We start from the raw sequence: 14,563 nt of genomic DNA, 5'->3' as shown, positions 1-14,563 counted from the left end.
GGAGCAATGGTCGTGCCATGATCCGCACATGAACGTCCAGCGGTGGCAGGCGGCCGCGGTTCCGTGGTGGGTGACCAAGGTCGGGCTCGTCGGTGGCTGGATCGTCGCTTTCTACTTCGCCGCGAGCGCGAACGAGACACCCTGCACGGCCGCACAGCCATGCGTGCCGGACCCGCTGTTCTCTCTCGCCGTGGTGCCACTGCTCGCTACGCCGTTGCTGTTGTTGTTCGGTCGTGTGCTCACTGGCTGCGCGATGGGCGTGTTGTTCGGCGTGCTGGACCTCGTTCTCGACGGCAGTGCGACGGCGAACCTCGCGTTCGGCCTGCACGCCGGTGCGTGTGCGTTGGTGGCGGCGTGGACCGTCAGGTCGCGTGCCGATCAGCACGAGGCCGCGGGTGCGACGATCGTTTCGTTGCCGGACATGCCGCCGCAACGCGGAGTCCTTCGCATCATCGCCGTGCTGCTGGTGGTGTTCGGGTTCCTGACATTCGTGCAGTACGACCTCACCAACGGCGAGATCGAGCGGCACGTCGCGAAGGCCAGCCGGGTCGAGGCCGAGGTCGTCGAGATCAAGAACACCTACGAGGTGTGGGTGGAGCTGCCGGACCGGCAACGCACCTCGTTCGAGCCGCTCGCGCCGGAGACGTACCACGTCGGCGACACCGTGCCGGTGCTCGCGGACGGCGACTGGGTGCGGATGGTGAACGAACCCGAGGACGTCACGTGGTGGCTGACGCTCGGTGGCGCGACCGTGTTCCTCGCGATCGTGCTGGCCGCGCGGGAACGCCGCCGCCGCGCGTTGTGGACGGGGCCGGTCAAGGCGATCCGGCTGCAGGCGCTTCCGCTCGGCCCGCGCCGGATCCTGTTGCGGCACAACAAGGAGGACATCGCCACCGTCACCACGCTCGCCGACCTCGGGCTGGAGGAGCCGCTCTACCACGACACCGACCAGTTCGGCCGGGTGTGGCGCGGCGAGGAGGACCCGCCGGTGCAGCTCGACCCGGCGGAGGTGCTGGTCGCCGGGGAGTGGCACCACGGCGGTCAGGTCGCGTTGCTGGTCGAGGGCGAGGTCGTGGCGACGAGCACGCTGGGCCGGGTGCGCCCGCGACACACCGTCCACAGTGCACACCTGCCGGGCGAACCGGTCACCGCGGGCACGCCGGTCGAGCTGCCGCACGCGATGTGGCCGGGTGAGCGGCGGCGCACCGAGGGCGTGGTGTTCCTGCTGGCCGCCGCCGGTGCGTTGATCGCGATGAAGTACTACCCGAGCCTGATCCTGCTCGGCCTGATCGGCGGGCAGTTCCTGTTGTCGGCGGTGAACAGGTTCCAGCCGTTGATGCGCCTCGACCACACGGCTGTGCACCTCTACACGGGCGTGTGGACCTATCGCGTGCCTTGGTCGCAGCTGCACGGAGTTCGTCGATCGGGTCCGCAGCTCATGCTCGCGTTCGGCCCCCACGGCGACGTGATCACGACCCCGCACCTGCCGGACGCGAAGGCCGGCGAGAAGCTGATGTGGGCGCGCGCCCGCTCGTTGATCGCCGACCACACCGGGGAGCGGGTGAGCCGCCGGCTCAACATCGGCGTGGTCATCGGACTCGTCTACCTCGGCCTGATCCTGTTCATCTGAGCCGGGCCACGGCCTTGAGCAGACGGTCCACATCGGACTCGTCGGTGTACGGCCCGATGCCCGCCCGCACCGCGCCCTTGTCGCCCAGCCCGAGCCAGCGCGAGCACTCGATCGCGTAGAAGTGCCCGGCGGGCGCGTTCACGCCCTCGGCGCCGAGCCTGCGGTACACCTCGGCCGGGTCCAGCCCGTCGACGGAGAACAGCACGGTCGGGGTCCTCGACGACGCCTTGCTGTAGATGCGGACGCCCAGCTCCTGCAACCCGGACTCCAGCTGGTGGCGCAACCGGAGTTCGTGCTCCTCCAGTCCGTCGAGCCCCCGCATGAACTCCACCGCCGCGGTCGTCCCGGCCAGCAGCTCGTACGGCAGCGTGCCCAGCTCGAACCGTTCCGGCACGGCGTTGGTCGACGGCAGCAGCTTGTCCGGCCGCAGCGTCTCCAGCAGCTCCGGCGCGGCCGCCAGCACGCCGAGGTGCGGACCGAGGAACTTGTACGGCGAGCACACGAAGAAGTCCGCGTCCATCGCCTCGACGTCGACCGGCACGTGCGGTGTGTAGTGCACGCCGTCGACGTAGACGAACGCCGCCATCTCATGCGCCGCCCGCGCGATCTCCGCCACGTCCGGACGCGTGCCGAGCAGGTTCGACGCCGCCGTGATCGCCACGACGCGCGTGCGGTCCGACAGCAGCTTCGTCACCGACTCGACGGGCAGCTCACCGGTCGTCCGGTCGAACGGCGCCCAGCGCACCGTGGCCCTGGCCGCCTCGGCCGCCTGCACCCACGGCCTGATGTTCGCGTCGTGGTCGATCCTGGTCACGATGATCTCGTCGCCCGGCCGCCAGTTCTTCGACAGCGTGCGGGCGAAGTCGTAGGTCAGCTGGGTCATGCTGCGGCCGAACACGATGCTGCCCGCGTTGAGGAACTCGCTCATCGTCCGGCGCGCGGTCGCGACGATCTCCTCGGCCCGGCGTTCGGCGGCCGTCACGCTGCCGCGGTTCGCGATCGCCGAGGTCAGCGTCTCCCTGACCGCGTCGCCGACGACGTCGGGCACCTGCGCGCCGCCGGGCCCGTCGAAGTGCGCGGCACCCTCGCGCAACGCCGGGAAGTGGGCGCGGACAGCGGCGACGTCGTAAGCCATGACCTCATGGTGCTTGAGCACCCACGAATCGGGAAAGGATCAACCGGAGGGTGCTCACCTGTGCGGTCGCGTCGAAGTCCGGGTCGACCAGCCTGCCGTACAGGCCGTCGACCAGTCCCTGCGCCCACGTCGCCGCCGTCCGCGCGTCGACCGGGAGCGCGATCTGGCCGGCGTCGTGGGCGGCCTGCAGGAGTCGGGCCAGCTCGTCGCGCACCACCTGTTCGTTGCGGGCGACCAGGTTCCACAGCTCCGGGTCGCGGCTCGCCTGCGTGACGACCTCCAGAACCAGCCCGGCCACCGTGCGGTCCAGCGCGGGCACGCACAGGTGGTCGACCACCATCAGCACGCCGTCCCACGGGCTGAGGGTTTCGGCGCGGGCGAAGACCTCGGCGTTGTCCTCGCCGTCCTGCTCGAAGATCGCGAGGAAGATCGCCCGCTTGGTGGGGAAGTAGTGGAACAGGCTGCCGGTGCTGATGTCGGCGGCCTTGCAGATGTCCGCGACGGTCGTCCGGTCGAAGCCCTTCTCCGCGAACAGGCCCGCCGCCGTCTCGGTGATGTGCCTCTTCTTCGCGGCGTGCTTGGCCGGATCTACGGTTCTCATGTCTTTTTGGTCATCACCTGTAGTACTGCCTCTTCTTCAAGTCCTTGACGCAGACACCGCGCTTGCGGATCTCCCGCGCCAATTCTGCGGCCTCCTCGTGCTCGTACTTCGACATGGCCTTCCTACGGGCCGTGAACAGCGCGTTCACGTCCGCGGGCAGTTCCGGCGCGTGCTCGACCCACATCCGGAACTCGTCCGCGAACGGATCGGCGGCGCGCCAGCGGTAGCCCTGGCCCGTGAAGGCCTGTTCGAGCTTGGCCTTGCTCAGATCGGAGGTCTCGCGGGCCAGTTCGGCGCCGGTCGGGGACAGCAGGACGAGCTGCTTGCCCTCCGCGAACGCCGACTCGACCTCGTTGCGCCCGAAGTCGAAGGTCTTGTCGTCCTTCCTGAGCGTGACCCGCTCGTGCGAGACCTCGACCGTCATCATCTCGGCCGCCCAGAGCAACGCGAGCAGTCCGCCGCCGACGGCACCGATCGCGAGCGCCGCGACCGTCGCCCACGGCTCCGGAACATCCGTGACCAGCTCGAACACGCCTTGGAACGGGAACCACCTCAAAGTCGTGATCCACCCGGCTGCCAGCTTGAGCCCCCACACCGCGGCGGCTCCCAGCACCGGGCACAGCACCCAGATGCCGTACCGGACCACCGCGGTCTCCTGCACAGTCGTCATGGCCGCAATACTAGACCGAGCGCTCGGTTTATTGATCCGAACGAGCGTTCAGGGCGCTGGTTGTCCGCAATGGGTCCTAGGTTCGGGCGCATGGACTGGAACAAGCAGCTGACGGACCAGCTCGACTTCCACTGGCGGTTGCAGGCGCGGCCACGACTCGAAGGCATGACCGACGAGGAGTACTTCTGGGAGCCCGTGCCCGACGTGTGGACGATCCACCGGGACAACGCGATCGACTGGGAGTACCCGACACCGGAACCCGCGCCGGTCACCACGATCGCGTGGCGGATGGCGCACCTCATCGTCGGCGTGTTCAACATGCGCACGGCCTCGCACTTCGGGGGCCCGCCGGCCGACCACATGACGTGGCAGTACGCGATGACCGCGAAGGACGCGCTGAAGCAACTGGACGACGCCTACGAGGCGTGGATGGCCGGCGCGCGCAAGGCCGACCTCTCGAAACCGGTGGGTCCAGCCGAGGGACCGTTCGCGGAGGAGCCGATGGCCACTCTGGTGCTGCACATCAGCCGGGAGGCGATCCACCACCTCGCCGAGATCGCGCTGCTTCGTGACCTGTATCTGCGGGAGAGTTAGTCACCTGAAAGTGCCTACTTTCTAGAAGTTGGCGCTAACTGCAAGATGGTGCCCGTCGAGAACATCGAAGGGGGATCATCATGCGGGTCATCACGCAGAAGACCGTTGGCGACGCGTCCGTGCTGGAGGTCGCGGAGGTGGCGAAGCCCGTGCCCGGACCGGGCCAGGTGCTGGTCGCGGTGGGGGCGGCCGGGGTGAACCCGGTCGACACCTACATCCGCGGCGGGGGGTTCCCGGCGCTCGGGGAGCCGCCGTTCACGCTGGGCTGGGACGTCGCGGGCACCGTCGAGCAGCTCGGTGAGGGCGTGGAGGGGTTCGCGACCGGCGACGAGGTCTACGGGATGCTGCCCTTCCCCGGCGTGGGCGGTGGCTACGCCGAGTACGCCGTGGTGAGCGCCTCCGACGTGGCCCCTCGGCCGTCGTGGCTGACCGTCGAGCAGGCGGGCGCGGTGCCGCTGGTGTCGCTGACGGCGTGGCAGACGCTCGTCGGTCGCGGCGGGCTTGCCGCCGGGCAGCGCGTGCTCATCCACGCGGCGGCGGGTGGGGTCGGGCACGTCGCGGTGCAGATCGCCAAGGCACGTGGTGCGCACGTGATCGGCACGGCGTCGGCGGCCAAGCACGACTTCGTGCGCTCACTCGGCGCGGACGAGGTCATCGACTACCGGCACCAGGACTTCACCGAGATCGAGCCGGTGGACGTCGTGCTCGACACGATCGGCGGGGAGTACGCCGAGCGGTCCGCCAAGGTGGTCAAGCCCGGCGGCGTGCTCGTGTCGATCATTCCCGGCAACCCGGGTTTTGACGTTGACCGAGCTGTGGACCTCGGCATCCGGTTCGAGCTCTTCGGCAGCGTCGTCGCCTCCGGTGCCGATCTCGCCCTGTTGCCGCAGCTCAAGGTGCAGATCGACCACGCAGTGCCGCTCGCGGACGCCGCGAAGGCGCACGAGCTCGTCGAGTCGAAGAGGACCACGGGCAAGGTCGTCCTGGTGCCGTGACATTGCGTTTACCGCGCGTTGACCGTATCCCCTGATCGTGTGCACAACATCCACACGATCGGGGAGTGTTCATGGCGCGGTGGAGTCCACTCGCTCTAGTCATCGCTTTGCTGGCGGCGGTCGGCCTGTACGGGTCGACCGCCGCTGTCGCGGCCGCTCCGCTCACCGTCTCCCAGGCGATCAGCCAGCAGTCCGGTGCTTCTGCGACGGTCCGGGGGTATGTCGTCGGTCAGCCGACGGCCACCAGCACCGTCATCCGTTCGGGTTTCCCGGACGACAACGCGCTGGCGCTGGCCGACTCGGCGTCCGAGACCGGCACGTCGCGCATGATCTACGTGCAGATCACGGCGGACTTCCGCGCGTCGTGGGGACTCAGGTCCAACCCGTCGCTGATGGGCAAGCAGATCGATGTGACCGGCCTGCTGACCGCGTATTTCTCGCACGCCGGTCTGAAGACGCCTACTGCGTTCGCGTTCGCCGGCACAACACCGCCGCCTACTACTACGACGACGCCTACGACGACGACCACCTCAGCACCGCCTTCGACCTGTGAGAGCTACTACGCGGCGGCCTGCGGCAAGTCGGGGGCAGCGTTGAAGACCGCGCTGAACAGCATCATCCGCAACCACACCGTGATCACGTACGGCGAGGTCTGGGAGGCGCTGAAGGTCACCGACCAGGACCCGAACAACTCGAACAACGTGATCCTGCTGTACAGCGGCACCTCTCGGCCGAAGTCGTCGAACGGTGGTGGCAGCGGCGTCCCCGGCCAGTGGAACCGTGAACACGTCTGGGCCAAGTCGCACGGCCAGTTCGTCGAGGAGTCCGTCCCCGGCTCCGACATCCACCACCTGCGGCCCGAGGACGTGGACGTGAACGCCGACCGCGGCAGCCTGGACTTCGACAACGGCGGCAACCCTGTCGACGAGGCCCCGCTCAGCCGCATCGACGGCGACTCGTTCGAGCCGCGCGACGCCGTGAAGGGTGACGTCGCGCGGATGCTCTTCTACATGGCCGTGCGGTACGAAAGCGGTCCGAACCTGGAGCTCAACAACTCGGTGAACAACGGCACCGCGCCGTACATGGGCAAGCTGTCGGTCCTGCTGCAGTGGAACAAGCAGGACCCGCCGGACGCGTTCGAGAAGCGGCGCAACGACGTGATCTACAACAGCTACCAGCACAACCGGAACCCGTTCATCGATCACTCGAACTGGGCCGACCTCATCTGGAGCTGAGCCTGTCGAGGAAGGGGCGTTGCGCGGAGACGATCTTCGCGCTCGCCTCTTCCACGCTGAACCAGGCGACCTTGTCGACCTCGGGGAACGTCTTGCGCTGACCGGACTTCGGCGGCCACTCCATCTCGAACGTGCCCGGCGTGACCGTCTCCGGGTCGAGGTCGCCCTCGAGCGCCCACACCGTGATGACCTTGCCGGAGCCCTTGGCCTCGCCGAGCGGGATCAGCTCACCGTCGGGCACTTCCAAGCCGAGTTCTTCTGCGAACTCACGCCGGGCGGCCGCTTCGGGCGTCTCGTCGTCGGTGTACTCGCCCTTCGGCACGGACCACGCGCCGGCGTCCTTGCGGGCCCAGAACGGGCCGCCCATGTGCCCCAGCAGCACTTCGAGCTGGGTGGTTCGTCTGAACAGCAGGATTCCGGCCGACCGTTTCACACTGTCCATTATCTATTCTGGCCAGCATGGCGGACTGGGTCCTGCACGTGGACCTCGACCAGTTCATCGCGGCGGTCGAGGTGCTGCGCGACCCGTCGTTGCGCGGCAAGCCCGTGGTGGTGGGCGGCAACGGCGACCCGACCGAGCGCGCCGTCGTGGCCACGGCGTCCTACGAGGCACGGGAGTTCGGCGTGCACTCCGGCATGCCGCTGCGGACCGCGTTCAAGAAGCTGCCCGACGCGATCTTCCTGCCCGCAGACCACGCCCTGTACGAGGCGGCGTCCGCGGACGTGATGGCCGTGCTGCGGTCGTTCCCCGTGGTCGTCGAGGTGATGGGCTGGGACGAGGCGTTCGTGGGCGCCACCGTCGACGACCCGGTCGTGCTGGCCCGGTCGCTGCAGGCCGCGGTGTTGTCGGAGACCGGGCTGCACTGCTCGGTGGGCATCGGTGACAACAAGCTGCGCGCCAAGATCGCGACCGAGTTCGGCAAGCCCGCCGGCGTGTTCGAGCTGACCCGCGCGAACTGGGCCGAGGTGATGGGACACCGGCCGACGTCCGCGCTGTGGGGCATCGGCGCGAAGACCGAGCGCAAGCTGGCCGAGCTGGGTCTGTCGACGGTCGCGGACCTCGCTTCCGCCTCCGTGGACGCGTTGGCCGCCCGCTTCGGCCCGCGGATGGGCCCGTACTTCCGGACCGTGGCGCTCGGTGCGGGTGACACGGTCGTGAGCGCGACACCGTGGGTGGTGAAGTCTCGTTCGCACGAGAAGACGTTCCAGCAGGACCTCTCCTCGCTGGAGGACATCCGGCGCGAGGTCGTGGCGCTGGCCCACCAGGTCGCCGCCGACGTGGTCGCCGAAGGTCGTCCGGCGGTGCGCGTGGGCGTGAAGGTGCGCTTCGTGCCGTTCTTCACGAAGGTGCGCGCGATGAAGCTGCCTGCGCCGACGTCCTCGGCGGAGGAGCTGGCCGCGGCCGCGCTGGTGGTGCTGGACCGCTTCGAACACGGCCGCGCCGTACGTCTTTTGGGGGTACGCGCAGAATTCTCTGCCGATGATGTCGAACCGAAGCCTTCTCCTTCGACGTATCAGTAAGTAGACGCTTTACCGCTAGGAGAAGAAGATGACCGACTCATCGCTCACACACCGCGACCGCGCCGTTCTCCGAGCCGTTGCCGACGGCCGTTGCGAGATCGCCGGAAGTTCACTGCTCGTCGACGGCCTGTGCTGCGCCGACCAGTTCGCCGGCCTGCGCCTGGCCTCAGCGGGCCTGATCAGCGCCACGTCCGGCCCCGCCGCGCTCACCTCGGCGGGCTACGAGATCCTCGCCGCGGCCTGATTTCACTTTCTGGGGATCTCGTTCTTGCGGAAGATCGACATCAGGTACTTGTTGGTCAACCGATAGCTACCGTCTGGCATTCGGAACGGTTCAGTCGCCGCCCTGATCTTCGCCGCGACGCTTTCTTCACCTTCGCTCTCGATGAAGGGCTGGTAGCCGCCTGTGCTCAGGAAGGCGCGCAACATCGTCGCCTCGTCGGGATGTTCCTGGGGAATGTCGATCGTGAGTTTCTCGCTCGGCTCCGGCGTCTCCGCGCGCCTGCGGCCGCTCGGACCCCGGACGGCCCACCCGACGGTGACGATGTCGCTCGGGTGGTCGGGGTGCCAGTCGCACACGACCACGTAGTCCTTGCTGACCCTGACCGCCTCGGCGAAGGCCTCCTCGGGATCCGCCGCGAAGAACAGCGCGTTGAACGCCGTCACGACGTCGAACGTGTTGTCCTGCCAAGGCAACCGTTCCAGCGTCCGGACGTGGAACTCGGCGTCCGGTGCGGCCTGACGGGCCAGCTCGATCATGTTGTGCGACGCGTCGATCCCGGTGGCGTGCGCGCCCGCTTCCGTTGCCAGGGCGCAGAACTCGCCGCTTCCGCAGGCCAGGTCGAGCACCGTGGTGTTCGTCGTGATCCCGGTGCGCTCGATGGCGGTCTTCCAGGCCGGCGTGGACATCTTCGCGCCGAGTGCGGCTCGTTGTGCGGCCCTGCGGCCCCACAGTTCGCCTTCTCGCATCGCCTGAGGGTCGGTCATGTGGTCGACCCTAGTCAGGTGATCCGCTGGCTTGCGGAAATCCGCTGGCCGGTGCGCGGATCATGGTGGGCATGGGTGTCTTGACGCGGGTGTTGCGGTCGTTGGGCGGCGAGGAGGCGCTGGAGCGGCTCGCGGCGTTGCCGGGCAGCGACCTCACGTCCGTGCTGCTCGCGCTGATGCGCCGGCGAGCGGGTGCGTTGTCCGGGCCGGATGTGTTGCGGCAGTACCGTTCCGACCGGTTCGTGGCGCCGTCGGAGGTGCCGTTCGAGGTGTTGCGCGCCGCGGAGGACCGGTTGCTGGGCGCGTTGCCGCCGTCGTTCTCCGTGCTGGGCCTCGCACCCGTGGCGCCGCTGGGGACGTGTTCCGTGGTGGCCGAGCAGGACCAGAACAACGTGGTGTCGACCGTGCGCGGCACCGAGGTCGCGGCCGACCCGACCAACGCGTTGGCGTTGGAAGCCGCTCTGCGCAGGCAGACCGGGCCGGACGACGTGCGACTCGCCGCGGTGCAGCGCGTGGTGCGGGCGCAGTTGTTCAGCGGTGCCGGGAGGTCCGCGCACTTCACGCTGTTCGCCGCCGTGTCGGCAGGGAGGGATCGCGGGTCGCTTTCCTTTGAGCGCCAGCACTTCGCTGAACACATCGCGTTCCTGCGCGAGGCTTGTGGAGACGTCGAGGTGCGGGTGACCGTGCTGGACCCTCGATTCGAGGAGCTGCGCGGTTCGTTGCCCGCCGATCCGTCTCGGCGCACCGGGTACTACAAGGGCTTGTGCTTCAAGGTTTTTCGCGATGGCGTGGAAATCGGCGACGGCGGGTTCGTCGACTGGACGCAACGGCTGACGGGCAACCGCAAGGAGCGTCTGCTGATCACCGGCGTGGGTGTTGACCGCGTCGCCACACTCTGATTCCATGTCGTACCAACAACTTCCGCCGCGCCTGTCCTTGAAATGACAACTTTCTGTCTACTGGGTGGCGCACCTCTGGCGGTGTCTCGATCAACTTGGCGCACCTAGGCTCAGGGCTGGCCTTGTCGGGTCGGGGACCATGCCGGGAGGGCGACGATGGCGGCGGAGCTCAGGTGGAAGCGCAGTTCGTACAGCGGCGATTCCGGCACCAGTTGTGTCGAGTGCGCCGCAGACGGTCGCGTCGTGCGGATCAGGGACTCCAAGGACCGCGGTGGTCGCGAGCTTCGTGTTCCGGTGGTCGCCTGGAGCGCCTTCGTGGCCTTCGCTCGCGCCTGATGTTGCCATACGGGTGACGTCTTCCCTCGTACGGGTCTCGAAATTTGATCTTCCTCGCTTCAGAGTGCTATCACTCGCCCTGAAACTGGTCAATTGGTTGACAACCATTGTGGAACCCCTCCAATTGACCCTTACCATTCTGCTAGGTCGCAGAATGAGAAGGGGGGAGTGTTGCCCCGCGAGGAAAGTCCCGTCGTGCTGCAGAGGCGCCTGCTCGCAGAGTTGAGGCAGACGCGGGAAGGTCGTGGCCTCAGTCAGCAGGCTGTCGCGGACGCCATGGACTGGTCTGTTTCGAAACTGATCAGGATTGAAAAAGGAGAGAACAAGATCTCCGTCACGGACGTGCAGGCGCTCCTCCTGCACTACGACGTGCGGGACGACACCCGTGTCGCTGACCTGGTGGGGATCGCCCGAGCCATTCGCCAATCCAAGTCGGCGTGGATGGAGAAGTACCGCGGTTCGTTCACCGAGCAGTTCGCGAAGTTCCTCGAACTGGAGACCTCCGCCATCCGCATCCGGCAGAGCCAGCTCAACGTCATCCCCGGACTGCTGCAGATCCCGGACTACGCACGTGCGTTGGTCAAGAGCTACGGCAACCTCGACGACGTCGTCGAACGCAGTGTGGAGATCCGCATGCACCGCCAGTCGGTGCTGGAGCTGGACGGCCCGCAGATCTTCATCATCCTCGACGAGGCGGTGCTGCACCGCGTCGTCGGGAGCGACGACGTGCTTCGCAGGCAGCTGCAGCGGATCAAGGAGATCGCGGCGCTGAAACACGTGACGATCAAGATCTTGCCCTTCTCCGCCGGCATCCACCCGGCGATGAAGAGTTCGTTCTCGATCCTCGAGTTCTCCGAGGGGGAGGAGGACTTCGCTTTGCTGCTCGAGCATCCGGGGCGCGACGAGCTCATGACGTCCGGGCCGGAGCTCAAGGAGTTCCTGAACTACTTCTTCCAGCTGGAGGACTTCGCGTTGCCGGCTGAGGAGACGCCGAAGGTGATCGACCGACGACTTGCCGAGCTGGGAGGTTCCTGATTCGCAAGGCCGGGCGGGTGGCTGCGCCAACAGCCACCCGTCCGATGGCAACCCACAACCGAACCCCAAGTCCCATGAGGCGAGGCGATGTCGCCGTCCGTCAGAGTATGACGTTCGAACCCAGATGAGTGCCGCCATCCAGGTCCCGTTCGGGTGATTGGTCCTCGCCGCACCGGTCCAGCCGGATCGGTGCGCGACCACATCCGCAGGAGGCGCACCATGTGCAAGGACACCAGAGATCGCGTTCAGCCCCTCGTGAGTCGTGCCGGGAAGGGTTGCTGCGATGGCCATATTCGTTAGCTACAGCAGTAGCGATGGAGGGCCTGCGGCCTCGGTGGTGGTGGAGGCGTTGCGGGCCAGAGGTTTCGACGTGCTCTGGGACGGCGATCTCACCATCATCCACCCGCTGTCCATTCCGGCCTGGATGGAGACCGCCGTCCGCGACCGCACAGTGCTGGTCATCGTGTCGGACGACTACCTGAAAGCGTTGCTGTCCAACGACTTCGTCGAGCGCAGGGGAGTGCGCTACGAGGCGGGGCTGGTGCGGCACAAGATCTACCACCACGGCGGGGCGCACGGGTGCGCGGTGTTACCGGTGGTGCCGCCGGAGATCGACGCGAACGCGTTGCCGTCCGTGCTGCAGCAGCTGGTGATCCACCGCTTCGATCCCAGCACCCGCAACGGAGAGGAGGACCTGGTGCGCAGTCTCGGTGCGCTCGAGGTGGGGAACGGGGGTGGCGCGATGTACTCGGAATCGGAGGGGATCCACCAGACCCGGATGATGCTGGCCGGCCTGGAGGCCTGTCCGCCGTCCTCCGCGCAGGCCTACCGGCTGGCGCACGATCTGGTGCGGCACGGTGAGGGGGACCTGGAACTCGCCAGGGCGTTCGACTCGGTCGTGGGCGTGGCCAAGGCGCACGGCGACGTGCGGCTGGTCAGCCGGCTGTCCGAAGTGTGCCTGAAGACGCTCTCGTCAACGTTGCCATTGAAGGGCGAGGGAGCGCTGAAGGCGAAGATCCTCATCTCGGGGCAGGCGTGGCACCTGTTGCGGGAGCACCGTTTCAGCCAGGCGGCCTCGGTGGCCGAGGAGGGGACGCAGATCGCGAAGAAGTACCGCGACCTGTACACGGCCGCACGAGGGCAACGTGCCCACGCACGGGTGTTCCTGCACATGGCAGCGGAAGCGCTGCCGTACGACCGTGAGTTCTACCTGCGCAACTGCGAGCATCTGGTGATCCTCGCGACCACGCTGTTCCGCTCCATCTGCGGTCCGACGAGCGAGGAGGTCGGGGTGTGCGCCTCGCTCGACGCGGAAAAGCGGCTGCTGCGGTACGAAATGACTCGGGAACGCTCCGAGCTCACGGCCGCGTGGGACCGCGCGCAGCTGGCCGAGGGACTGCTGACGCCGGGCACCGAGCCGTACCAGTGGCTCACCGTCCTGCAGGCCAGACTGTCCCTCGCCGCCCGCAGGTACAACGAGGGCAAGGAGCTCGTCACCGAGGTCATCGCCACTGCGGACTTCCCCGAGGTGGTCGCCAGGTCCAGACAGGTGCGCGCCGACCTGCTGCTCGCCACGCGGGACAAGGCCGAAGCGCTGCAGGACCTCCTCGACGCCGAGAAGCAGTTCCGCGAGCTCGGCTGCGACTACGCGGCGGCGACGTGCTGGTGGACGGTCGCGAAGACCGACTCGACGAAGCTGGTCAGCTTCCGGCTCTCGACGGCCGACGTCCTGAGGCTGGAAGACCTCGCGCCGGACCCGCGGGACCGGCGGCTGGCCGTCCTCGAGCACGAGCACCGATCGGCGAAGCGGCTGGGCCGGCGTTCCGCGCCGGACTGGGCCTGCCTCGTCGACCGCGTGCAGCACGAGTGACCACCCGCCGACGCGGCCGTTGCGCGGCGGCCGCGTCCGGGTCGCGGGGTCGGCTGGTCCAGCGTGCCCTGCCGGGATGTTGTGGTGCAGGGGCGGCTGATCGGCCCGGTGCGGCGGCCGGGTCGGTGTGCGCACGCCAGCAGGACGAGGCTGTGGGCGTCCGGGGCCTCGGTCAGCGCTCGGCGTAGCGCTTGGTCAGCTCCTCCTCCCGTTCCGCGGGCCACGGGCAGCGGATCTCGCCCTGCGTGGCCGCGAAGAACAGCTCCAGGTGCACGTGCCACGCCGCGAGCGCCTCGGGGCCGTGGGCGTTCTCCTGGAGCAGCGTGACCGTGGTGCCCTGCAGCGGCACGTGGTCGAACTCCCAGCGCACTACGCCCTGCGGTTCGCCGTCGCGCAGCCACTCGTACTCCAGCAGGCGCGGCGCCTCGGACCGCGTGACCCGGCCCGGTTGGAGGCCGGGATGTGCGGCGCGGGTCGGCACGGCGTCCTCGGTGCCTTCGGTGAGCAGTTGCCAGACCTCGTCGAGCGGTTTCCAGACCAGATCGCGCACGAACAGCACGCCGGCGGCGGAGTCCGTGCCCTCGTCCAGGCCGAACTTCGCGATGTAGTGCTCGATGCGCGGCAGCCACTCCGTGGGCGGTTCGAACTTGGTGCCGTCCGCGTGCGCGACCAGTGCGTCCAGGCAGGTGGTCCAGCCCGGGGCGTCGCGGCCGACGGACAGCTTGTTGGTGACCACCGCGGTGAACACCAGCAGGCAGCCGTCCTCGCGCGGCAGGATCTCGAAGCGCAGCACGTCGTTGATCCAGCGGAAGGCGAAGACCTTCGGCGGGTCTGACTCGAGCAGTTCGCCCTCGCCGCCGTCCGCGTCGACGGGGGCCGCCTCCGGGAACGTGAAGCGCATCTTCTGGCCGTCGATCTCGACCTCGGCCGGGAACCAGTGCTTCATCTCGGCCGGTTCGGTGACCACCCGCCAGACCTTCTCCGGCGAGTGCCGCAGCCTGCGTTCGAAGCGCAGGACGGGCTTGCCCTCGATCATCCGCAGTTCGGCGTCCACG

General features: G+C 68.1%; 16 protein-coding genes. 10 read left to right on the top strand and 6 right to left on the bottom strand.

Annotated elements, in window-relative coordinates:
- Positions 1–28: 28 nt before the first annotated feature.
- Positions 29–1,630, top strand: coding sequence for a hypothetical protein (locus tag G7043_RS41775; RefSeq protein ID WP_166054269.1), 1,602 nt, complete (start codon positions 29–31; stop codon positions 1,628–1,630).
- On the opposite strand, the gene G7043_RS41770 is transcribed toward G7043_RS41775, so the two are convergent.
- The 3 genes from G7043_RS41770 to G7043_RS41760 are packed head-to-tail and all read right to left on the bottom strand — an operon-like array spanning position 1,623 to position 4,036.
- Positions 1,623–2,765: a cysteine desulfurase-like protein gene (locus tag G7043_RS41770; RefSeq protein WP_166054268.1), complete on the bottom strand. Its 1,143-nt coding sequence runs from the start codon at positions 2,763–2,765 to the stop codon at positions 1,623–1,625. The genes G7043_RS41775 and G7043_RS41770 overlap by 8 nt on opposite strands.
- 4 nt (positions 2,766–2,769) lie before the next feature.
- A complete protein-coding gene (locus G7043_RS41765; RefSeq protein ID WP_166054267.1) occupies positions 2,770–3,366 on the bottom strand; it encodes a TetR/AcrR family transcriptional regulator in 597 nt (198 codons plus the stop codon).
- A 13-nt stretch (positions 3,367–3,379) separates the two neighbouring features.
- Positions 3,380–4,036 carry a YqeB family protein gene (locus G7043_RS41760; protein WP_166054266.1) on the bottom strand — a complete coding sequence of 219 codons (657 nt, stop codon included), beginning with the start codon at positions 4,034–4,036 and terminating at the stop codon, positions 3,380–3,382.
- A 90-nt stretch (positions 4,037–4,126) separates the two neighbouring features.
- On the opposite strand from G7043_RS41760, the gene G7043_RS41755 reads away from it, so the two are divergent.
- From G7043_RS41755 to G7043_RS41745, 3 genes are all read left to right on the top strand, one after another.
- Positions 4,127–4,630, top strand: coding sequence for a DinB family protein (locus G7043_RS41755; protein ID WP_166054265.1), 504 nt, complete (start codon positions 4,127–4,129; stop codon positions 4,628–4,630).
- Positions 4,631–4,710: 80 nt separating this feature from the next.
- Entirely contained in the window at positions 4,711–5,625 is a 915-nt protein-coding gene (locus tag G7043_RS41750) for an NADP-dependent oxidoreductase (RefSeq protein ID WP_166054264.1), read from the top strand.
- A gap of 71 nt (positions 5,626–5,696) precedes the next feature.
- A complete protein-coding gene (locus G7043_RS41745) occupies positions 5,697–6,860 on the top strand; it encodes an endonuclease (protein ID WP_166054263.1) in 1,164 nt (387 codons plus the stop codon).
- Here the strand turns inward: G7043_RS41745 and G7043_RS41740 are convergent.
- Positions 6,847–7,302, bottom strand: a complete 456-nt coding sequence (locus tag G7043_RS41740) for an NUDIX domain-containing protein (RefSeq protein WP_166054262.1) — start codon at positions 7,300–7,302, stop codon at positions 6,847–6,849. The two genes, G7043_RS41745 and G7043_RS41740, sit on opposite strands and share 14 nt — an antisense overlap.
- Positions 7,303–7,319: 17 nt before the next feature.
- Between G7043_RS41740 and G7043_RS41735 the strand changes: the two genes are divergently transcribed.
- Both G7043_RS41735 and G7043_RS41730 read left to right on the top strand, forming a co-directional pair.
- The gene (locus tag G7043_RS41735; RefSeq protein WP_166054261.1) at positions 7,320–8,381 is read left to right on the top strand and encodes a DNA polymerase IV; all 1,062 of its coding nucleotides are present in this window, start codon (positions 7,320–7,322) and stop codon (positions 8,379–8,381) included.
- A gap of 28 nt (positions 8,382–8,409) precedes the next feature.
- A complete protein-coding gene (locus G7043_RS41730) occupies positions 8,410–8,625 on the top strand; it encodes a hypothetical protein (protein ID WP_166054259.1) in 216 nt (71 codons plus the stop codon).
- A gap of 2 nt (positions 8,626–8,627) precedes the next feature.
- Here the strand turns inward: G7043_RS41730 and G7043_RS41725 are convergent, their stop codons facing one another.
- Entirely contained in the window at positions 8,628–9,368 is a 741-nt protein-coding gene (locus G7043_RS41725; protein ID WP_166054258.1) for a class I SAM-dependent methyltransferase, read from the bottom strand.
- A gap of 71 nt (positions 9,369–9,439) precedes the next feature.
- Here G7043_RS41725 and G7043_RS41720 point away from each other — a divergent pair, with 71 nt between their 5' ends.
- The 4 genes from G7043_RS41720 (at position 9,440) to G7043_RS41705 (ending at position 13,508) form a co-directional block, all read left to right on the top strand.
- On the top strand, positions 9,440–10,267 hold the full coding sequence (locus tag G7043_RS41720) for a hypothetical protein (protein ID WP_166054257.1): 828 nt from the start codon (positions 9,440–9,442) through the stop codon (positions 10,265–10,267).
- Positions 10,268–10,423: 156 nt separating this feature from the next.
- Positions 10,424–10,603 carry a DUF397 domain-containing protein gene (locus G7043_RS41715; RefSeq protein WP_166054256.1) on the top strand — a complete coding sequence of 60 codons (180 nt, stop codon included), beginning with the start codon at positions 10,424–10,426 and terminating at the stop codon, positions 10,601–10,603.
- A gap of 168 nt (positions 10,604–10,771) precedes the next feature.
- Complete coding sequence (locus G7043_RS41710; protein ID WP_313888347.1) at positions 10,772–11,638, top strand: helix-turn-helix domain-containing protein; 867 nt, start codon at positions 10,772–10,774, stop codon at positions 11,636–11,638.
- Positions 11,639–11,921: 283 nt separating this feature from the next.
- The gene (locus G7043_RS41705; protein WP_166054254.1) at positions 11,922–13,508 is read left to right on the top strand and encodes a toll/interleukin-1 receptor domain-containing protein; all 1,587 of its coding nucleotides are present in this window, start codon (positions 11,922–11,924) and stop codon (positions 13,506–13,508) included.
- Positions 13,509–13,680: 172 nt separating this feature from the next.
- Here the strand turns inward: G7043_RS41705 and G7043_RS41700 are convergent, their stop codons facing one another.
- Complete coding sequence (locus G7043_RS41700; RefSeq protein WP_313888346.1) at positions 13,681–14,562, bottom strand: SRPBCC domain-containing protein; 882 nt, start codon at positions 14,560–14,562, stop codon at positions 13,681–13,683.
- Position 14,563 lies beyond the last annotated feature (1 nt).

Origin of the sequence: Lentzea alba (genome assembly GCF_011067745.1) — a bacterium.
GTDB lineage: Bacteria > Actinomycetota > Actinomycetes > Mycobacteriales > Pseudonocardiaceae > Lentzea > Lentzea alba.
The sequence above is the reverse complement of the archived record's forward strand: the minus strand, read 5'-3'. Positions and strand labels throughout refer to the sequence as shown.